This is a genomic window from Mycobacterium zoologicum, from assembly GCF_020181635.2.
In the GTDB taxonomy this organism is placed as follows: domain Bacteria; phylum Actinomycetota; class Actinomycetes; order Mycobacteriales; family Mycobacteriaceae; genus Mycobacterium; species Mycobacterium zoologicum.
The window spans coordinates 1-20,495 of the sequence record NZ_JAYJJS010000034.1 but is presented as its reverse complement, the minus strand read 5'-3'; the positions used below and the strand labels follow the sequence as shown (position 1 = coordinate 20,495).

Here is a 20,495-nt window from a genome sequence, read left to right as displayed (position 1 = left end):
CGGCGAATGAGCATCGCGGATCGGACTGTTCGGACCACCTGGGAAGGTGCGCTGGCCACGGGCGCGGGCACCCTGGGGCACGGCAGCAGTGGAGCGCTCGATGGACTGCCGGTGACCTGGGCGGCCCGCACCGAGCAGCCCGGCGGCAAGACCAGTCCGGAGGAACTCGCGGCTGCCGCGCACTCGTCGTGCTTCGCCATGGCGTTGTCGCTGAAGCTCGGCGAGAACAAAACCCCGCCCCAGCGGCTCGAAGTCACCTCGACGGTCACCCTCGACGAGGTCGCGGGACTGCCTACCATCACCACCTCGAAGCTGACCGTTCGTGCCGAGGTGGCTGATCTGTCCGCCGAAGACTTCGCCGACATCGTCAGCGGCGCCGCGGCGCTGTGCCCGGTGTCTCGACTGTTCGCCGGCGCCGAGATCAGCGTCGACGCGGTACTGGTCTGAACGGGGCTGAGCCATGACTGACGAGAACCTTTCGGCCGCACTCGAGCACGAGCACCAGGAAGTCGATGCCGGGATCGGTGTCTTCCTGGAGAAGCTGGACGGCGGCAGCGTGGACGCAGACGTCCTCGGTGCCACCCTGACCGCACTGCGCCGCCATATCTACCTCGAGGAGCAGATTCTGTTCCCGCCGATCAGCAAGGGCGCGCAGATGATGTCGGTGTTCGGGATGATCCGGGGTCACGGGGAAATCTGGCGCACCATGGACGCCCTCGACGAACTGATCAGTGGTGCAGGCGATCCCGCCGACCACGACGAACTGCGAGTGGCCTGCCGGCGGCTGCTGGACCTATTGGCCGACCACAACAAGGTGGAGGAGCCGGTGATCTACCCGGCCGCCGACACCGGCCTTGCGCCCGAGACCGCCACCGAACTGGCCGACTTCATCGCCAACGGCCGGATGCCGGACGGCTGGGTCTGCGCAAAGGCAGCCCTCTGAGCACGGATTGGAGATCGCCTGTGTCCGAAGAGATCTCATCAGAGGTGCCGCTATCGCTGTCGGCCGCGTTGGAGCTTGAGCACCGGCTGGTCGACGACGGGCTCGCCGGTTTCCTGGCCGAACTCGACGGCGGCCGGGTGGACGCCGACGGCCTGAACGCCGCCCTGGACGCCTTGCGCCGGCACATCTTCGCCGAGGAGCGAATCCTGTTTCCGCCGATTCGGCACGGCGGCATGGCGATGCCCATCACGGTGATGATGTCCGAGCATGGCGAGATCTGGCGGGCTATGGATGCGCTGGCGGAACTGGCCGGGGCTGTCGACATCGCGCGGATCCGGGCGGCCGGTCAGAACCTGTTGGGCCTGCTCGGCTCGCACAACGACAAGGAGGAGCAGGTAATCTATCCCGCCGCCGACCGAGAGTTGGACCCGGAGCAGTCCGCGGAACTCGCCGACTTCCTCGAGACCGGGCTGATGCCGGACTGCTGGGAGTGCCGGGAGGCCGGCTAGAGGCCGAGCCCGAGGGCCATTGCGATCGGGATCAGGGCCATATCAGCGGCGATGGGAAGACCGATCGCCTCGATGAGGTTGCCCTGCTCGAGCTGGTCGAGAAACACCGTGAGGTTGTAGGCCGGCAGGGTGACGGTCAATGCGGTGAACATGTCGGCCAGCGGGAGCAGTTGGGTGTAGCTCTCCGAGGGTGCCACCGATGATCCGAGGTCCAGCGCGTTGAGCACCTGGGTGAAAGTTGTCAGGTTCGGATCCGCCAGGAAGGCGGCCGGGTTCGTGGTGAGCTCGCCGGTCGCGTACGCGGCCCGCAATAGCGGACCGGTCACCGGATTGTCGGCGATCGAGGCGAAGACGTCGTAGTTCTGCGGGTCCAGCAGGGTATTGCCGGCGGCGACTATCCCCTCGGGTACCGCGTTGACCAGTGCGTTGAAGACCTCACCCCAATCGAGGTCCGGCGGGAAAAGGCCGAACGGGGTGTGCACGTCCGCTGGGCCCTGGCTCCAGCCGTCGGTGATGCTGCCGTATCCGAGGTTCACCAGAATCTTCATGACCGGCTCCACCAGGTCGGCCAGCGGGTTGCCGACAAAGGGCAGGAAGCGCACCACATCCAGTAACGGCAGGTGGTCCTGCGGAATCATATAGTAGTGGGCCAGCGAGTCGGATGTGGTCGGCAGCGGGATGGCGTTCGCGATCTGGTCGGGCTCCAGGCCCAGGTAGGTGAAGTGCGCGAGAGCCATCCCGACCATGGCGTTCAAGACTGCGATCGGATTCAGCGTGTACTGCGGGAAGTTGGCGAACCCGTCGTATTCGAGCGTGTAGACGTCGGTGGGGTAGAGATTCGGGGTGGGGTAACCGAACGTGATACCCATGCTCGGGATCTCCGGGTGCGAGCCGAGGGGGACGTCGAAGCGTTCGAGCAGCCCGCCGTTGGGTGCGGCGGTGTCACCGACCAACACGAAGTGGACGTAGTCGGCGGGCACTCCGTGTTCGGCGAGTTGGGCCATGGCCAACGACGACAGTGCAGAACTCTGCGAATAGCCGAAGACCACCACCGGATTTGTCGCATCAACCTGCCCGCCGGCGATCTCGCGCAGCACCGTCTCGGTGAGGATCTGTGCACCCTGGGTCTCGGAGACGAACGCCGGGAGGCTCTTGACGCCGGTTGTGGGGTAGAAGCCCGCCGGGGTGAACAGGGCCTGCGGTGTGCCGGTGAAGCCGTGCGGTTGCAGGTAGAGCGTGGTGGCGGCGTCGACGTAGCCCGACGTCGGCAGCGGGATGCCGCTGCTGCCCATGATCAGCGCGGTCCCGCCTCCCAGGCCGGTCAGCAGCACCTCTTTCATCGTCGGACCCGACGGAATCGTCGCCGCCGGAATGGCCGCGATCACCGCTGCTGTGGTCCCGACGGCAACCGGCATCCGGACCATCCGCGACCAAACCACATCGCAGGCGTCAGGAGAGCGGAAATCCACGGTCGAAGTCTAGGGTCAACCCGACGGCCCTGACGGAGGGGAGGCCGATCGGGGGTTCTAGAATCGGCGTGCATCGGCATCGATCCGGCCATCACCGGGGAGCCTTCGGAAGAACAGCCCGGTCCGCACCGCGGACGAGCCAAGTAGACCCGAACGGGACGGCCCGTCACAGCCGGCATCGAGCGGTCGCGCCCCGGGCGGGGTGCGACAAGCGGGGTGGTACCGCGGCGCTCGCGCAACCGCGCGGCGTCGTCCCCGGGCCGGGTCCTTGGGAGACGACACAGACGTGAGCGAACGCAGCTATCCGAAGCCGGCCGCCGGCGCCCCCGACTTCCCGGCGCTGGAGTCCGAGGTACTCGACTTCTGGTCCGCCGACGGTACCTTCCGGGCCAGCATCGCCCGCCGCGACGGCTCACCGGAATACGTCTTCTACGACGGGCCGCCGTTCGCCAACGGCCTGCCGCACTACGGACACCTGCTGACCGGCTACGTCAAAGACATCGTGCCGCGGTATCGCACCATGCGCGGTTACAAGGTGGAGCGCCGATTCGGCTGGGACACCCACGGGCTGCCGGCCGAGCTGGAGGTCGAACGCCAGCTCGGCATCACCGACAAGTCTCAGATCGACGCCATGGGCATCGCCGCGTTCAACCAGGCGTGCCGGGATTCGGTGTTGCGCTACACGTCGGAGTGGCAGGCCTACGTCACCCGCCAGGCCCGCTGGGTGGACTTCGACAACGACTACAAGACCCTCGACCTGCCGTTCATGGAATCGGTGCTGTGGGCGTTCAAGCAGCTGTGGGACAAGGGCCTGGCCTACGAGGGCTATCGGGTGCTGCCGTACTGCTGGCGCGACGAGACCCCGCTGTCCAACCACGAACTGCGAATGGACGACGACGTCTACCAGAGCCGCCAGGACCCGGCGCTGACGGTCGGGTTCCGTTTTGCTGAAGGCGAACTCGAAGGTGCGCACCTGCTGGTGTGGACCACCACGCCCTGGACCCTGCCGTCCAACCAGGCCGTCGCCGTCAACCCGGATGTGACCTACGTGCAGATCGCGGTGGGCGAGCGGCGGTTCGTGCTGGCCGAGACGCGGTTGGGTTCCTACGCACGCGAATTCGGCCTGGAAGACGGCGCAGAGCCAGAGATTCTCGGCAGCTACCGGGGTGCTGATCTGCTGGGCATGCGCTACCTGCCGCCGTTTCCGTATTTCATGGACTCCGCCAATGCCTTTCAGGTGTTGGCCGCCGACTTCGTGTCCACCGAGGACGGCACCGGGATCGTGCACCTGGCGCCCGCCTACGGTGAGGACGACAAGAACACCACCGACCCGGTCGGCATCACCCCGGTCACTCCGGTGGACGCCAAGGGCCGCTTCGATGTCACCGTGCCGGACTACGCCGGCCAGCATGTCTTCGACGCCAACAAGCCGATCATCGCCGACCTCAAGAACGGCACGGGGCCGGCCGCGGCCAACGGCGCGGTGCTGGTGCGCCACGAGACCTACGAGCACCCGTACCCGCACTGCTGGCGCTGCCGTAACCCGCTGATCTACAAGGCGGTGTCGTCGTGGTTCGTCCGCGTCACCGAATTCCGGGACCGAATGGTCGAGCTCAACGAGCAGATCACCTGGTACCCCGAGCACATCAAGGATGGCATCTTCGGCAACTGGCTGCGCGGTGCACGGGACTGGTCGATCTCGCGGAACCGGTACTGGGGCACCCCGATTCCGGTATGGCGCTCCGATGACCCGGCCTATCCGCGGATCGACGTCTACGGCAGCCTCGACGAACTCGAGCGTGACTTCGGGGTGCGGCCGGACAATCTGCATCGCCCCTACATCGACGAGCTGACCCGCCCCAACCCCGACGACCCCACCGGGCGCTCCACCATGCGGCGCATCCCCGATGTGCTCGACGTGTGGTTCGACTCCGGCTCGATGCCGTATGCCCAGGTGCATTACCCGTTCGAGAACACCGACTGGTTCGAGACGCACTACCCGGGCGACTTCATCGTCGAATACATCGGTCAGACCCGCGGCTGGTTCTACATGATGCATGTGCTGGCGACCGCATTGTTCGACCGTCCGGCGTTCAAAGCCTGTGTGGCACACGGCATTGTGCTGGGCAGCGACGGGCAGAAGATGAGCAAATCGCTGCGCAACTATCCGGACGTGAACGAGGTGTTCGACCGCGACGGCTCCGACGCCATGCGCTGGTTCCTGATGGCCTCGCCGATCCTGCGCGGCGGAAACCTGATCGTCACCGAGGCGGGAATCCGCGAAGGTGTACGCCAGGTGATGCTTCCGCTGACCAACGCCTACAGCTTCCTGACGCTCTACGCCCCGAAACCCGGTGTCTGGCGCACCGATTCACAGCACGTGCTGGACCGCTACATCCTGGCCAAGCTGGCGTCGCTGCGCGACGACCTGACGCAGGCCCTGGATGTGTGCGACATCTCCGGGGCGTGTGAGCAACTGCGACAGTTCACCGAGGCGCTGACCAACTGGTACGTGCGGCGCTCCCGGCAGCGGTTCTGGGACGAGGACTACGGCGCCATCGACACCCTGCACACCGTGCTGGAGGTCACTTGTCGACTGGCGGCGCCGCTGCTGCCGCTGAGCACCGAGACGATCTGGCGCGGCCTGACCGGCGGACGCTCGGTACACCTGACCGACTGGCCAGAGCCCGGCGTCATACCCGCCGACCCCGCACTGGTGGCAGCGATGGACCAGGTCCGCGACGTATGCTCCTCGGCGTCGTCGCTGCGCAAGGCGCACAAGCTGCGTGTCCGGCTGCCGCTGCCCAAACTCACCGTGGCCGTGGAGGATCCGCAACGCCTGGCCGACTTCACCGACCTGATCGCCGACGAGCTCAACGTCAAGGCCGTCGAACTGACCGCCGACATCGACAGCTACGGCCGGTTCGAGCTGGCCGTCAACGCGAAGGCAGCCGGCCCGCGGCTGGGAAAGGACGTGCAGGCCGCGATCAAGGCCGTCAAGGCCGGGGAGGGCGTCCTCAACCCCGACGGCACCCTGAGCGCGGGGCCGGTGGTGCTGCACGAGGGTGAATACACCTCCAAACTGGTGGCCGCCGACCCGGAGTTCACCGTGGCCCTGCCCGACGGCGCCGGCCTGGTGGTACTCGACGGCGAGGTGACCGAGGAACTGGAAGCCGAGGGTTGGGCCAAGGACCGGATCCGCGAGCTGCAGGAACTGCGCAAGTCCAGCGGCCTGGAGGTCTCTGACCGGATCAGTGTGGTCTTGTCGGTGCCGGCGGAGCGGCTGGGGTGGGCGCAGACGCATGCCGAGTTGATCTCCGGTGAGATCCTGGCGACCCGTTTCTCCTTCGGCGACCCGGGCCCGGGCGCCACCGAGATCGGTGACGGCGTGCAGGTGGCGATAGCCAAGGCCTGAACACGGACTGAATTGAGGGCTGGTTTTTCGCGCCGAGATTATTAATAGTCCGTTCACCGGCTGTTCCCCTGGTCACGGCGTTGGAGATGCGTCCACGGGGCGCCCTGAAAGTGCCGATTTCGGCGGCGACGGTTCGTGGTTGTTCGCCGGACTTCCTAGCCTTTGACCAGGAGATGAGCAGAGCTAACTGGTTCCTGACTCACGGATGTTTCGAAGTTGCCAGAGCGGGGGACAGTGATGGATTTCGGGGCACTGCCGCCGGAGGTCAACTCCGGGCGAATGTATGCCGGCCCCGGCTCGGCGCCGCTGTTGGCCGCCGCCGCGAACTGGGCGGCGCTGGCGGCCGAACTGCATTATGCGGCGACGTCGTATGAGTCGGTGATCACCGATCTGGCCGACTCGGCCTGGCACGGCCCCTCGGCGACTTCGATGGCGGCCGCGGCGACCCCCTACGCGGCGTGGATGAAAGCCACTGCGGTAAGCGCCGAGGAGACCGCGCTGCAGGCCAAGGCGGCCGCCGGGGCCTACGAGGCCGCCTATGCCGCCACCGTGCCGCCGCCGGTGATCGCGGCCAACCGCACTCTGCTCGCGACGCTGGTCGCGACCAACTTCCTGGGGCAGAACGCGCCGGCCATCGCGGCGGCCGAAGCGCAGTACGGCGCGATGTGGGCGCAGGACGCGGCAGCCATGTACACCTACACCGGTTCCTCGGCGGCGGCCACCAAACTGGACTCCTTCACCGCTCCTCCGGAGACCACCAATTCCGCCGGCCAGACCAGCCAGTCGGCGGCCGCCACCAACGCGGCGCAGTCCGCTGCCGCCTCCAATGCGCAGCTGGGCCTGTCCGACCTGCTCGCGCAGCTTCCCAGCACCAGCCAGGTGTCCGGCGACCTCACTGCGGTGACGAAGACGTTCAACACGGTGCTCAGCACGCTGACCGGGCCGTATGGCATCGGGATCGCCAACGCCGGCCGAAGCTTCTACCAGATGGCCATCAGCATCCCGTCGCTGACCAACGGCTTCAACAGCCTGACCTCCACCCTCAACCCCAAGCCGATCGTGGGCGCCTTGAAACCGCTGCTGGCGAGCCCGCTGCTCACCGGTGCGCAGGCCACTCCGGCGGCGGTGTCGGGAACGCTGGGGCGCGCAGGCCTGGTCGGCTCGTTGTCGGTCCCGACCAGCTGGGCGACCGCCATCCCGACCGTCAAGACCGCTGCGGTGGCGCTGCAGGCCAGCGTGCTGGAGGCCGCTCCGGCACTGGCGGTCAACGGCGAGGGCGTGCTGGCCGGCCAGATGGCACTGTCGAGTCTGGCCGGACGGGCGATCGGAACGCCGGTGCGCCAGGCCGCCGGTGCCGGCGTCACCCGCGCGATCAGTGCGATCTCGCACGTCACCAACAACCAAACCGGGCCTGATATCGCCACCACGGCCACCGTCATCGTCATCCCGCCGATCGCTAAGTAACGAAAGCAGGTCGCGTTCATGGTGTTTGGGAGCTTTGCGGCACAACCGCCGGAGGTCATCTCCGGGCAGATGTACTCCGGCCCGGGTGCTGACCCGCTGTTCGCCGCCGCGGCGGCATGGACGGGTCTGGCCACCGAACTGCATTCCAGCGCGTCGTCCTACGCCGCGGTGCTGGCCGGGCTGAGCGGGGGCTGGCAGGGGCCGGCGGCAGCGGCGATGGCGACCGCGGCCGCTCCGTACGTGAACTGGCTGTCCACCACGGCCGCGCAGGCCGAGCAGACCGCCGCCCAGGCGACGGCGGCGGCCAGCGCCTACGAGTCGGCGTTCGCCGGGATCGTGCCCCCACCGGCGATCGCCGCGAACCGCAGTCAACTGGCTTCGCTGGTGGCGTCGAACATCTTCGGGCAGAACAGCACCGAGATCGCCGCCGTGGAAGCCGAATACCTGCGGATGTGGTCGCAGGACGTCGCGGCCATGCTCGGCTACGCCGGTGCTTCGGCATCCGCGACCAACCTGACCGCGTTCAGCGAAGCACCGCAGACCACCAACGGGGACGTGGGATCAGCCGAGTCGACCGCAGCAGCGGCCGCAACGACCCAGCCCGACCTTCTGCAGCAGATCCTGAACCAGATCAATTCACTGGCCAACGGCTACACCTCCATGTGGCAGAACGGCCTCGACAGCCTGCTCGGTGGGCCCGAGATGAGGACGCTGTTCGAGTCCGACCTGAGCGCGGTGGCGGGAGTCGCCGGCCAGAGCGGTTGGGTGAACGGCACGCACGCGACTATGAACATGGGAATGACCCACTTCCGCGCCAGCTACAAAGCGCCGGTCGTGGAGATCTCGAAGTCCGCGCTCGGCGGTGGCCTGTCGAGCTCGGGATTGAACCTGGGCGGCGGGCTGGGTGGGGCCCCGCGCACCGCCGGGGCCAGCGCGGGCAGCGCCGTGCGGGTGGGGGCGTTGTCGGTGCCGCCGAACTGGGCCAGTGCCACCTCGGCGATCAAGCTGGCCGCCACCTCGGTGCCCGAGACCGCGCTCGCCGCGTCCCCGGCGGCCGGGGCCGTGCCCGGCGCGCTCGCACCGGCAGCGCTGGGCAGTGCCGCCGGTGGGGCGCTGGGCGCCCCGGGCGCCCGGACCCGCACGATCGCACCGGCGGCCCGGGTGGTGTCGACCAACCTCAACGACCGGCAGGCGCCGGTCCCGCTCGACCAGGTGATCGCCCAACTGCAGCAGACACCCGACGTCGTGCAACATTGGAACGTCGACCAGGCCGGCCTCGACGAGTTGGTCGCCAAGTTGTCGCTGAAACCTGGAATCCACGCGGTGCATGTGCTCGAAGACGAGGACAGTGCGCTCGCCGGGGCGAACTCGGCGCTGGCCTGAGCAAGGAGACCTCAATGCTTCTCATGAGATGCGCGATCGCCCCGCTCGCCGCGGCGGCAGCGTTTGCGCTTGCCGCACCCGGCCATGCCACTCCGGGCGTCGTGGAGGTGAGCGCGGTGGAGCGCGCCGAGTTCATCGAGGCGCTGCACCAGGTCGGGATCAGCTTCGCCGATCCCGCGCAGGCCGTGGCCGTTGCCGAAGCCGAATGCGGGCTGGCGGCCAACGGTGAGACCAGCCTGGAGCTGCTCACCGACGTCACCGAGGCCAACCCCGGGCTCAGCATGGCCGACGCGGCACGGTTCACGGCGATCGCAGCGAAATTCTATTGCCCGCACCAGCTTGCGGGCGGTGGCTCGAAGTAGCCTCGCTGCCGCCGCGGCAGGGGGGGACCGCCCTAGGATCTAGCGTTGTGGACGCCCGTTGGGTCCTGCATCTGGACATGGACGCGTTCTTCGCCTCCGTCGAGCAGCTCACCCGTCCCACCCTGCGGGGACGGCCGGTGCTGGTCGGCGGGACGGGTGGACGCGGCGTGGTGGCCGGCGCCAGCTACGAGGCCCGGGTGTTCGGGGCCCGCTCGGCCATGCCGATGCACCAGGCCCGCCGGCAGGTGGGAGCCACCGCGGTGGTGCTGCCGCCGCGCGGCGCGGTGTACGGGCTGGCGAGCCGCCGGGTCTTCGAGACGGTGCGTGCGGTGATCCCGGTCGTCGAACAACTCTCCTTCGACGAGGCGTTCGGTGAACCGGTCGAGCTGGCCGGGGCCGACCGCGCCGACGTCGAACTGTTCTGTGAGCGGCTGCGACGCCGGGTGCTCGACGAGACCGGCCTGGTGGCCTCGGTGGGTGCCGGTTCGGGCAAGCAGATCGCCAAGATCGCCTCGGATCTGGCCAAACCCGACGGGGTGCGGGTGGTCGGCCGTGCCGAGGAACGGATTCTGCTGGACGGCTTGCCGGTGCGCCGACTGTGGGGGATCGGCCCGGTGGCCGAGGAGAAGCTGCACCGGCTCGGGATCGGCACCGTCGGGCAGTTCGCGGCGCTGACCGACACCGAGGTCGCCAGCATCCTCGGGGCCACCATCGGCCCTGCGCTGCATCGGCTGGCCTGCGGGATCGATGACCGGCCGGTGGCCGAACGGGCCGAGGCCAAACAGATCAGCGCCGAATCGACCTTCGCCGTCGACCTGACCACCCTGGAGCAGCTGCGCGCCGAGGTGGGCCCGATCGGCGAGCACGCCTACCGCCGGTTGGTGCGCGACGGCCGCGGCGCCCGCACCGTGACGGTGAAGCTCAAGAAGGCCGACATGAGCGTGCTGACCCGCTCGGCGACCCTGCCGTATGCCACGACCGACGCCGCGGCACTGACCTCGGCGGCTGCTCGGCTGCTGCTGGATCCCGCGGAGGTAGGGCCGATCCGGCTACTCGGGGTGGGGTACTCGGGGCTGACCGACGTCCGGCAGGAGTCGTTGTTCCCGGATCTGGAATTCGGGGAAGCCTCGGCGTCCGAGCAGGCGGATCACTCGGAAATGTCGGTGGCGCAACTTATTTCACCCGAATCAACACCCTGGCGGATCGGGGACGACGTCGCTCACCCCGAGCTGGGCCACGGCTGGGTGCAGGGCGCCGGGCATGGGGTGGTGACGGTGCGATTCGAGACGCGTGGCTCCGGGCCGGGCCGAGCGCGGACCTTTCCTGCCGACGGGCCCGCGATCAGCCCGGCAGACCCGGTCGACAGCCTGGACTGGCCGGACTACGTCGCCGGTGCGGATCCGGGCTGATTCCGTCGCTGCCGTACTGAATTTCAAGTGGTACTGCCTGTTCGAATCGGCTATCGCCGGCGCTATCAGCTCGCTGACGTCACGCGCGCGGGTTAGGCGGCCAGGCGTACCACCGGGTCGTGCGTCACGGGGAAGTTGAGGTGTAGGTGTGTTGAGAGGACATGGATGCAGTCAACCCCACCGATCGAAGACGTCGCCGACCGCCTGCCCCGCGGCCAGGGCCGCCATCAGCAGGACCCGCGCCTGGGGTGGGTGCAGCCGCGGCACCATCACCGCGCCGGCGTCCACCAGGGCCCGGCCGGGCCCGTAGTCGGGGCCGACCCGCGCATCCGGCACCCGGCTGCACACCGCCACCGCCACCCCGGCGGCACAGTGCCGGCGCACCCCGTCGACCACGGCCGATCCGGCGTTGCCCGATCCGAGCGCCTCCAGCACGAGGCCGCGCGCACCGGCGGCCACGCAGGCGTCCAGCGCCACCGCATCCGCGCCCGCGTAGAGCGCCACGACGTCAACGCGAGGCGGGTCGGTCGCATCGAGCTGGGGCCGGATCTTGGTGTCGGTCAACCGCACCCGCCCGGAGCTCACGGTGCCCACCGGTGGCCCGTGGAAACCGGTCAGGTCGGTGGTGGTCGCCTTGTGCAGGCCCAACGGCGCCAACACCTGCCCGGCGAAGCACACCAGCACCCCCAGGCCGTGGGCTGCGGGGTCCGCCGCCACCCGCAGCGCGTCGCGCAGGTTGCCGGGCCCGTCGGCGTCGGGGGCATCCGCGCTGCGCTGCGCGCCGGTCAACACCACCGGAGGGTCCCCGGTGTAGCCGAGTTCCAGCCACAGTGCGGTCTCCTCGCAGGTGTCGGTGCCGTGGGTGACCACCACCCCGTCCGCTCCGCCGTCCACCGCGGCGCGCACCGCTGCCACGATCCGCCCCCAGTCGTCCGGGGTCAGCTCCGAGCTGTCGCGGGACATCAGGTCCACCACCGTGACGTCGGCGGTACCACCGCCGAGCCCGGCGACCAGATCCGCGCCGCGCCGAGTGGGCCGGCGCACCCCCTGATCGTCGGCGCTGGCGGCGATCGTTCCGCCGGTGGTGATGACCGTGAGCCGCTGGGACACCATGCCGCGATCATGCCGCACGCGCATTAAGGGATGATGGTGGCGTGACTGAGGAGACAACCGACTCGACTGAGCCGGTCGCGGAGACTGCGGCGGAGCCCGCGGCACCGCGCCGCCGACTGGGCCTGCTGATGTCGGTGGCCGCCGTCGTGCTGATCGCCGACGTCGTCACCAAGGTGCTGGCGGTGAAGATGCTCACGCCGGGGCAGCCGGTGCCGATCATCGGCGAGACCGTGACCTGGACATTGGTCCGCAACTCCGGTGCCGCGTTCTCGATGGCCACCAGCTACACCTGGGTGCTGACCCTGATCGCCAGCACGGTGGTGCTCGGCATCATCTGGATGTCGCGCCGGCTGGTGTCGCCGTGGTGGGCCGTCGGGCTGGGCATGATCCTCGGCGGGGCACTGGGCAACCTGGTGGACCGCTTCTTCCGCGCACCGGGTCACCTGCAGGGCCACGTCGTGGACTTCTTGTCGATCGGCTGGTGGCCGGTGTTCAACGTCGCCGACCCCGCCGTGGTTGGCGGGGCGATCCTGCTGGTCGGGCTGTCGGTGTTCGGATTCGACTTCGATGCGGTCGGTCGTCGGCGCACCGGCGACCAGGACTGATGCGGTTGTGACCGAACGGTCCATGCCGGTCCCCGAGGGGCTGGCCGGCATGCGGGTGGACGCCGGTCTGGCACGCCTGTTGGGCCTGTCACGGAGCGTGTCGGCCACCTTGGCCGAGAACGGCGACGTCGAATTGGACGGTGCGCCTGCCGGCAAGTCCGATCGGCTGGTCGCCGGCGCCTGGCTGCACGTGCGGCTGCCGGAGGCCCCGGCACCGCTGGAGAACACCCCGACCGAGGTCGAGGGCATGACGATCCTGTACTCCGATGCCGACATCGTCGCGGTGGACAAACCGGCCGGGGTGGCGGCGCATGCCTCGGTCGGCTGGAGCGGGCCGACGGTGCTGGGCGGCCTGGCCGCGGCCGGCTACCGGATCACCACCTCCGGGGTGCCCGAGCGCCAGGGCATCGTGCACCGCCTCGACGTCGGCACCTCAGGGGTGATGGTGGTGGCGATCTCCGAACGGGCCTACACCGCACTCAAACGGGCTTTCAAGGCCCGCACCGTCGACAAGCGCTATCACGCACTGGTGCAGGGGCATCCGGATCCGTCGAGCGGCACCATCGACGCGCCGATCGGCCGCCACCATGGGCGGGACTGGAAGTTCACCGTCACCGCCGACGGCCGGCACAGCATCACCCACTACGACACCCTGGAGGCGTTCGTCGCCGCCAGCTTGCTCGACGTGCACCTGGAAACCGGCCGCACCCATCAGATCCGGGTGCATTTCTCGGCGCTGCGACATCCCTGCTGCGGTGACCTCACCTACGGCGCGGATCCGACGCTGGCGGACAAGCTGGGGCTGGAACGCCAGTGGCTGCACGCCCATTCGCTGGGCTTCGCCCACCCCGCCGACGGGCGGCGCATCGAGATCACCAGCGACTACCCGGCTGACCTGCAGCACGCCCTGGACGTCCTGCACCGCTGAGGTGCAGGCGCCCGTTAGCTGTCGGGGGACTTCGGCGGCCGGATCTTGAACGAGATCCGCAGCTTGGTGCGATAGATGATCCCGCCCTTGTCATCGAGGGTGAGATCCTGCTCGACGACCTGGGCCACGCGGATGTCGTCGATGGTCTGCTTGGCCCGGTGCACCGCTTCGGCCGCGGCATTCTCCCAGGACGACGGGCTGGTCCCGATGATGTCGATGACCCGGTACACGCTCATGTATGTGTCTCCTCGCTTGCGCCGAACCTCAACGTAGTGCACGGCGGCGGCAGTTGTCTGGCGAAACGCCGCCGCGCAAGACACGGTTGACGACACGCCCGGGAAGCGTCGGCGGGCAGCCATAGACTGGCGGTCCTATGGACAGTTCAGCCGCGCGGTCCTTCGTGCACCTGCATAACCACACCGAGTACTCGATGCTCGACGGTGCGGCCAAGATCGCGCCCATGCTCGCCGAGGCGCAGCGGCTGGAAATGTCCGCGATCGGGATGACCGACCACGGAAACATGTTCGGCGCCAGTGAGTTCTACAACTCCGCGACCAAGGCGGGCATCACCCCGATCATCGGCGTGGAGGCGTATGTCGCTCCCGCTTCCCGGTTCGATACCCGCCGGGTCCAGTGGGGTGATCCCAGCCAGAAGAGCGACGACGTCTCCGGCAGCGGGTCCTACACCCACCTGACGATGGTCGCCGAGAACGCCACCGGACTGCGCAACCTGTTCAAGCTGACGTCGCTGGCCTCCTTCGAGGGCCAACTGGGCAAGTGGTCGCGGATGGACGCAGAGATCATCGCCGAGCACGCCGAGGGGATCATCGCCACCACGGGCTGCCCGTCCGGAGAGGTTCAGACCCGGCTGCGGCTCGGACAGGACCGTGAGGCGCTGGAGTCCGCGGCGAAGTGGCGGGAGATCTTCGGGCCGCAGAACTACTTCCTGGAGGTGATGGACCACGGACTGTCCATCGAGCGCCGGGTCCGCGAAGGCCTGCTGGAGGTGGCCCGCAAGCTCGACATCCCGCCGCTGGCCACCAACGACTGCCACTACGTCACCCGGGACGCCTCGCAGAACCACGAAGCACTGCTGTGCATTCAGACCGGCAAGACCCTGTCGGACCCCACCCGGTTCAAGTTCGACGGCGACGGCTACTACCTGAAGTCCGCCGCCGAGATGCGCGCGCTCTGGGACGACCAGCTCCCGGGCGCGTGTGACTCCACGCTGCTGATCGCCGAGCGGGTGACCTCTTACGCCGACGTCTGGGCGCCGCGGGACCGGATGCCGGTGTTCCCGGTTCCCGAGGGCCACGACCAGGGCTCGTGGCTGCGCCATGAGGTGCGCGCCGGGTTGCAGCGCCGTTTCCCGGCCGGGGTGGCACAGGAGTACACCGACCGCGCCGACTACGAGATCGACGTCATCTGCGGCAAGGGATTCCCGTCGTACTTCCTGATCGTGGCGGACCTGATCAGCCACGCCCGGTCGATCGACATCCGCGTCGGCCCGGGGCGTGGCTCGGCCGCCGGGTCGCTGGTCGCCTACGCGTTGGGGATCACCAACATCGACCCGATCCCGCACGGCCTGCTGTTCGAGCGCTTCCTCAACCCGGAGCGGCCGTCGGCCCCCGACATCGACATCGACTTCGACGACCGGCGCCGCGGCGAGATGGTGCGCTACGCCGCCGAGCGGTGGGGAAGCGACCGGGTGGCACAGGTGATCACCTTCGGCACCATTAAAACCAAAGCGGCGCTGAAGGATTCGGCGCGTGTGCACTACGGTCAGCCCGGCTACGCGATCGCCGACCGGATCACCAAGGCGCTGCCCCCGCCGATCATGGCCAAGGACATCCCGCTGTCGGGCATCACCGACCCGACGCACGAGCGGTACAAGGAGGCCGCCGAGGTCCGCGGGCTGATCGACACCGACCCCGATGTGCGCACCATCTACGAGACCGCGCGTGGTCTGGAGGGTCTGGTCCGCAACGCGGGCGTGCACGCCTGCGCGGTGATCATGAGTTCCGAGCCGCTCATCGACGCCATCCCGCTGTGGAAGCGTCCGCAGGACGGCGCGATCATCACCGGCTGGGACTACCCGTCGTGCGAAGAAATCGGCCTGCTCAAGATGGACTTCCTGGGCCTGCGCAACCTGACGATCATCGGCGACTGCCTGGAGAACATCAAGGCCAACCGGGGGATCGATCTGGATCTCGATTCGCTGCCGTTCGACGATCCGGCCACTTACGAGTTGCTGGGCCGCGGCGACACCCTCGGAGTGTTCCAGCTCGACGGCGGACCGATGCGCGACCTGCTGCGCCGAATGCAGCCCACCGAGTTCAACGACATCGTCGCGGTGCTGGCGCTGTACCGGCCCGGTCCGATGGGCATGAACGCGCACAACGACTACGCCGACCGCAAGAACAACCGCCAGGCCATCAAGCCCATCCACCCCGAGCTCGAAGAGCCGCTGCAGGAGATTCTCGCCGAGACCTACGGCCTGATCGTCTACCAAGAGCAGATCATGTTCATCGCGCAGAAGGTGGCCTCCTACACGATGGGCAAGGCCGATGCGCTGCGAAAAGCCATGGGCAAGAAGAAACTCGAAGTCCTCGAAGCCGAGTACAAGGGCTTCTATGAGGGTATGACGGCCAACGGGTTCTCCGAGAAGGCCGTGAAGGCGCTCTGGGACACCATCCTTCCGTTCGCCGGCTACGCGTTCAACAAGTCGCACGCGGCCGGCTACGGGTTGGTGTCGTACTGGACGGCTTACCTCAAGGCCAACTATCCGGCCGAATACATGGCCGGATTGCTGACCTCGGTCGGAGATGACAAGGACAAGGCCGCAATCTATCTTGCCGACTGCCGCCGGCTGGGCATCACCGTGCTGCCTCCCGACGTCAACGAGTCCGGGGTGAACTTCGCCTCGGTCGGCACCGACATCCGCTACGGGCTGGCCGCGGTACGCAACGTCGGCGCCAACGTCGTCGGATCGCTGATCGCCACCCGCACGGGTAAGGGCCGCTACACCGACTTCTCGGACTATCTGCACAAGATCGACATCGCGGCCTGTAACAAGAAGGTCACCGAATCACTGATCAAGGCAGGCGCTTTCGACTCTCTGGGACATCCGCGCAAGGGCCTGTTCTTGGTGCACACCGACGCGGTCGACTCGGTGCTGGGCACCAAGAAGGCTCAGGCGGTGGGCCAGTTCGACCTGTTCGGCGGCGGTGACGACGGCGGCGGCGACGCGGTGTTCACCATCAAGGTGCCCGAGGACGAGTGGGAGGACAAGCACAAGCTTGCCCTGGAGCGAGAGATGCTGGGCCTGTACGTGTCCGGGCATCCGCTCAACGGCGTCGCGCATCTGCTGGCGGCGCAGGTCGACACCCAGATCCCAGCGATCCTGGAGGGCGATATCGCCAACGACACCCAGGTACGGGTGGGTGGCATCCTGGCATCGGTCAACCGGCGGGTCAACAAGAACGGGATGCCCTGGGCCTCAGCGCAGTTGGAGGATCTGACCGGCGGTATCGAGGTGATGTTCTTTCCGCACACCTACTCCGCCTACGGCGCCGAGATCGCCGATGACGCGGTGGTGCTGGTCAGCGGCAAGGTCAACATCCGCGATGATCGGCTCTCGCTGATCGCCAACGAGCTTGTGGTACCCGACTTCTCGGGCAGCGCCGCAGACCGGCCGCTGGCGGTCAGTCTGCCGACCCGGCAATGCACGCTGGACAAGGTCTCGGCGCTCAAGCAGGTGCTGACCCGTCATCCCGGCACGGCGCAGGTGCAGCTGCGGCTGATCAGCGGGGAGCGAATCACCGTGCTGGAACTGGATCCCGCACTGCGGGTTACTCCTTCCTCCGCGCTGATGGGCGACTTGAAGGCATTGCTCGGTCCGGGCTGTTTGGGCGGATAGTCACCGGACGGGTGTGACGGCCACGATGACGCTGTCCGGCCACAGGGTGCGGGATCGCGCCCGCCGCAGCTTTTCTCGGATCGACAGGCTCCGATGCACATTGGTGACACCGGGGATCTTGATCATCGGTATGGCGTTCCACTGCCAGCCGTAGCGCCGGTGCAGTCGGTGGTTGGCGGCCTCGGCCTGTTCGCCGGACAGGATCGTGGCGACCCCGGCCATCGTCGGTGCGTCGCGTCGGGGCCGGCCGCGGTAGTCGCACGCGGTCAGCTCGACATCCGGTCGTGCCGCCAGGCGTTTGGTTTTCGGGCCGATCTTGGTGCGGAACAACACGGTGCCGTCGTCGACCGCGAACCACACCGGGGTGTCGGCGGGCGTGCCGTCGCGGCGAAACGACCGCAGAACTGCGTAGCGGGCACCGTGCAAAGCGTCGAGTGATTGTGCGGGCATGACATCAGGGAACCACTTAGAGTTGACTTTAAGTCAAGGGTCGGGAGGTCCGGATGTCTGACCGAATGACGATCGGCGAGGTGAGCCGGCGCAGCGGGGTCCCAGCGACAACCCTGCGTTACTACGAGCAGATCGGCCTGCTGTCTGCCCCGGCCAGAGTCAGCGGTCAGCGCCGCTACGGCGATGCGGTGCTGACCCGGCTCGGGGTGGTCGGCCTGTGCAAATCGGCGGGATTCTCGCTGGAAGAGATTGCGCTGCTGTTTGCCGATGACGCCCCGGGGCGTCCGGCCAGCCGCATGCTGGCGCTGGCCAAGCTGGCGCAGATCGATGCCCAATTGGAGACGTTGTCGCGCGCTCGTGCCGTGATCGCGTGGGGCATGCGTTGCACGTGTCCGTCCATCGACGCATGTACCTGTGGAATCCACCCGCCGCCGGGAACGGACGGGTTGTGAAGACGCTGGTCGGGCAGGTGTGGGCGGAAGCCTGAACCTCTACATAACGTTAACGTCCGTTCTTGGTAACAACAGTGCATCGCCGGAGTACCGTCTGAAACTTCCCACACATCTGGCGTGACGCAGGTGGGAGGCGAGACAGATGAAGCATCCGGTTAGAACAGACCGTAGGTTCACCACTAGCATGATTTTCCGTTAGATTCGGATGGCAATCCTAGGCAACACCGGTGTAACGTCTGAGCACCAGAGCGATCACAGGTGCGCATGTGCAACAAACGATCACGGAGGCAGTTATGTGGAAATCGCGTCGTTTTCTTACCCTGAGCGGGGTGGGCGCGGCTGGAGCGTTTGTTGCAATCGCCTTGTCGATGTCGACAGCAAACGCTGCTGGAAGTGAGAACGGCATCGCACCGGGCTTCGGGGGCGGCCCTTATGAGACCTGCGACGGCGCAGTCTGCCTGGTGATGGGTCCGGAGAACCTGAGCGACTGGCAATACGGTGGGGTTCGCCCATGGATCACCGACTGGAAGGGCGACCAGGTCTACAACGTCCAGTACACCTCGGACGACGGCACGGTGACCGATGCCGGCAGCTACAACATCAAGATCGATGACTTCTGGTCGACGCTGCTTACCAGTTCGACCTACCAATACGGAGACTTCGTGCCCAATGCCGAGGCCTCCAATGGTCTCGATCTGGGATGGTTCGACGACCTGTCCGGGGTTACGGTGCAGAAGCTCAGCTACTTCGATGGCGCCTTCACCAGCTTGACCATGGACAACGTCGGACCTCACGATGCGACCTACTGGGTCTTCTCGACCCCGGACTTTACGAACACCGTCGTAACGGTCGACGGTGTCTCCGCCGACTACATCCAGGTCGGTGATTCGAGTCCGATGTTCCTGTGGAACAGCCTGTTCCACTCCGGATTGACCGAAGCGGCGGTCCCCAACTACGTCCTTCCCGCCGACCCGTTCGCTGGGATCGACTTCGACCCGTCGCAGTACCTCGACGGGGCAGTGTCACTGTTCTGACACGTAAGCAGCTCGTCTCGATCGCCCCGATGTGACCGAGTTGGCGCCTCAGAATTTGTAGCGCAGCACCCGGGCCTTGCCGGCCACCGACTTGAATCGGCCGGCAAGCCGGGTCACCACCCGGGCCGCGCTGGGGAAGGAATCGACCTCGGCGGCATGCGCCAGGCAGGCCTGCTCGACCAGTCGCAGTCGAGGGTCCCAGCGTTGCGGGGTCCGCGGGTCGCTGAATCCGGGGTTGGCCCAGACCTGGCGCAGCACGGTGAACATGCCGCGCGGAGCCAGCTTCATCCCGAGCGAACTGAGCACGCCGACCTGGCCGTAATCGTTGAACGCCAACTCGCCGGTGCCGACGCGGTCGATGATCTGCCCGAACAGCGCTATGACCTGCGCCTCGGTGAGAAACGCGAACAGGCCGTCGGCAATCACCATGGTGGGCCGGCCAACCGGGATACCGGCGATCCAGTCACCCGACGTCAGATCGGCCGCCACCAGGTGCTCACCGTCGGGAGCCGTCAGCAACTTCTCGCGCAGCGCGATCACGTGCGGCAGGTCGATGCTGTACCAGTCGACCCCCGCCGGTGGCGCCACCCGCACCATCGGTTCGCCCAGCCCGGCGCCGAGATCCACCACGACGGCGTCGGGGTTGGTGGAGGTGAACGTGCGGACCCGGTCGTCGAGCAGCTTGGCCCGCAACGCGGTCTGGCGCACCACACTGGCCGGGATCCTGAATGCCGCGAAGTCGTAGTCGATGAGCCCGACGACCCGGTCGGAGAGCTCGTCGCCGAGTATCGGCACCTCCGCCCGGTTGTCCAATGCCCGGGCGTAGGCGGTCAGAAACGCGGTCTGCTCGAGGAGGCTGAACTCGGTGACGGGAATCGGCATGGCATCCACGGTAGGCGATGACCGCCGACCGACACGGGAACCCAAACCCGCATCGGCATCGGGGTGGCGCCGCTAAGTTCGATCACATGGAAACGCAGCAGGCGGAGGAATTGTCAATACCTGTGGATCGGGGTGTTTCAGGCGACCTCCGTTTCGGT

18 protein-coding genes are annotated in these 20,495 nt (G+C 67.5%); 13 read left to right on the top strand and 5 right to left on the bottom strand.

All coding sequences use genetic code 11. The annotated features are described in order from the left end of the window. Nucleotides 1–6: 6 nt before the first annotated feature. Genes K6T84_RS20795 through K6T84_RS20785 form a run of 3 tightly spaced genes read left to right on the top strand, consistent with a single transcriptional unit; the run spans nucleotide 7 to nucleotide 1,452 of the window. Nucleotides 7–447, top strand: coding sequence for an OsmC family peroxiredoxin (locus tag K6T84_RS20795; RefSeq protein WP_224860469.1), 441 nt, complete (start codon nucleotides 7–9; stop codon nucleotides 445–447). Between the two features lie 13 nt (nucleotides 448–460). Further along, on the top strand, nucleotides 461–943 hold the full coding sequence (locus K6T84_RS20790) for a hemerythrin domain-containing protein (protein WP_224860467.1): 483 nt from the start codon (nucleotides 461–463) through the stop codon (nucleotides 941–943). 20 nt (nucleotides 944–963) lie between these two features. Continuing rightward, nucleotides 964–1,452: a hemerythrin domain-containing protein gene (locus K6T84_RS20785; protein ID WP_225400130.1), complete on the top strand. Its 489-nt coding sequence runs from the start codon at nucleotides 964–966 to the stop codon at nucleotides 1,450–1,452. On the opposite strand, the gene K6T84_RS20780 is transcribed toward K6T84_RS20785, so the two are convergent. Next, nucleotides 1,449–2,921: a PE-PPE domain-containing protein gene (locus tag K6T84_RS20780; protein ID WP_224860463.1), complete on the bottom strand. Its 1,473-nt coding sequence runs from the start codon at nucleotides 2,919–2,921 to the stop codon at nucleotides 1,449–1,451. The two genes, K6T84_RS20785 and K6T84_RS20780, sit on opposite strands and share 4 nt — an antisense overlap. Before the next feature lie 286 nt (nucleotides 2,922–3,207). On the opposite strand from K6T84_RS20780, the gene ileS reads away from it, so the two are divergent. The 5 genes from ileS (at nucleotide 3,208) to K6T84_RS20755 (ending at nucleotide 10,954) form a co-directional block, all read left to right on the top strand. Further along, nucleotides 3,208–6,336, top strand: a complete 3,129-nt coding sequence (gene ileS, locus K6T84_RS20775) for an isoleucine--tRNA ligase (protein ID WP_225400129.1) — start codon at nucleotides 3,208–3,210, stop codon at nucleotides 6,334–6,336. A 237-nt stretch (nucleotides 6,337–6,573) separates the two neighbouring features. Next, nucleotides 6,574–7,800 (top strand): PPE family protein, encoded by a 1,227-nt coding sequence (locus K6T84_RS20770; RefSeq protein ID WP_225400128.1) that lies wholly within the window; start codon nucleotides 6,574–6,576, stop codon nucleotides 7,798–7,800. An 18-nt stretch (nucleotides 7,801–7,818) separates the two neighbouring features. Beyond that, on the top strand, nucleotides 7,819–9,183 hold the full coding sequence (locus tag K6T84_RS20765; protein ID WP_225400127.1) for a PPE family protein: 1,365 nt from the start codon (nucleotides 7,819–7,821) through the stop codon (nucleotides 9,181–9,183). A gap of 14 nt (nucleotides 9,184–9,197) precedes the next feature. Continuing rightward, nucleotides 9,198–9,545 (top strand): DUF732 domain-containing protein, encoded by a 348-nt coding sequence (locus tag K6T84_RS20760; RefSeq protein ID WP_408066156.1) that lies wholly within the window; start codon nucleotides 9,198–9,200, stop codon nucleotides 9,543–9,545. 47 nt (nucleotides 9,546–9,592) lie between these two features. Then, nucleotides 9,593–10,954 (top strand): DNA polymerase IV, encoded by a 1,362-nt coding sequence (locus K6T84_RS20755; protein WP_225400126.1) that lies wholly within the window; start codon nucleotides 9,593–9,595, stop codon nucleotides 10,952–10,954. Between the two features lie 171 nt (nucleotides 10,955–11,125). Here the strand turns inward: K6T84_RS20755 and K6T84_RS20750 are convergent, their stop codons facing one another. Then, nucleotides 11,126–12,067 carry an asparaginase gene (locus tag K6T84_RS20750; RefSeq protein WP_225400125.1) on the bottom strand — a complete coding sequence of 314 codons (942 nt, stop codon included), beginning with the start codon at nucleotides 12,065–12,067 and terminating at the stop codon, nucleotides 11,126–11,128. 41 nt (nucleotides 12,068–12,108) lie between these two features. Here K6T84_RS20750 and lspA point away from each other — a divergent pair, with 41 nt between their 5' ends. Together lspA and K6T84_RS20740 are read left to right on the top strand one after the other, a co-directional pair. After that, nucleotides 12,109–12,672, top strand: coding sequence for a signal peptidase II (lspA, locus tag K6T84_RS20745; RefSeq protein ID WP_224860451.1), 564 nt, complete (start codon nucleotides 12,109–12,111; stop codon nucleotides 12,670–12,672). A gap of 7 nt (nucleotides 12,673–12,679) precedes the next feature. Further along, nucleotides 12,680–13,600 carry an RluA family pseudouridine synthase gene (locus K6T84_RS20740; protein WP_225400124.1) on the top strand — a complete coding sequence of 307 codons (921 nt, stop codon included), beginning with the start codon at nucleotides 12,680–12,682 and terminating at the stop codon, nucleotides 13,598–13,600. 14 nt (nucleotides 13,601–13,614) lie between these two features. Here K6T84_RS20740 and K6T84_RS20735 read toward each other — a convergent pair whose 3' ends face one another. Next, nucleotides 13,615–13,836 (bottom strand): dodecin family protein, encoded by a 222-nt coding sequence (locus K6T84_RS20735; protein WP_224860447.1) that lies wholly within the window; start codon nucleotides 13,834–13,836, stop codon nucleotides 13,615–13,617. 137 nt (nucleotides 13,837–13,973) lie between these two features. Between K6T84_RS20735 and dnaE the strand changes: the two genes are divergently transcribed. Beyond that, nucleotides 13,974–17,519: a DNA polymerase III subunit alpha gene (gene dnaE, locus K6T84_RS20730; protein ID WP_224860445.1), complete on the top strand. Its 3,546-nt coding sequence runs from the start codon at nucleotides 13,974–13,976 to the stop codon at nucleotides 17,517–17,519. Here dnaE and K6T84_RS20725 read toward each other — a convergent pair whose 3' ends face one another. After that, nucleotides 17,520–17,969: a PPOX class F420-dependent oxidoreductase gene (locus tag K6T84_RS20725; RefSeq protein ID WP_224860443.1), complete on the bottom strand. Its 450-nt coding sequence runs from the start codon at nucleotides 17,967–17,969 to the stop codon at nucleotides 17,520–17,522. Between the two features lie 53 nt (nucleotides 17,970–18,022). Between K6T84_RS20725 and K6T84_RS20720 the strand changes: the two genes are divergently transcribed. Both K6T84_RS20720 and K6T84_RS20715 read left to right on the top strand, forming a co-directional pair. Next, nucleotides 18,023–18,421: a MerR family transcriptional regulator gene (locus K6T84_RS20720; RefSeq protein WP_225400123.1), complete on the top strand. Its 399-nt coding sequence runs from the start codon at nucleotides 18,023–18,025 to the stop codon at nucleotides 18,419–18,421. Nucleotides 18,422–18,789: 368 nt separating this feature from the next. Further along, on the top strand, nucleotides 18,790–19,455 hold the full coding sequence (locus tag K6T84_RS20715) for a hypothetical protein (RefSeq protein ID WP_224860439.1): 666 nt from the start codon (nucleotides 18,790–18,792) through the stop codon (nucleotides 19,453–19,455). Between the two features lie 48 nt (nucleotides 19,456–19,503). On the opposite strand, the gene K6T84_RS20710 is transcribed toward K6T84_RS20715, so the two are convergent. Further along, on the bottom strand, nucleotides 19,504–20,337 hold the full coding sequence (locus tag K6T84_RS20710; protein WP_224860437.1) for a class I SAM-dependent methyltransferase: 834 nt from the start codon (nucleotides 20,335–20,337) through the stop codon (nucleotides 19,504–19,506). Between the last annotated feature and the right edge of the window lie 158 nt (nucleotides 20,338–20,495).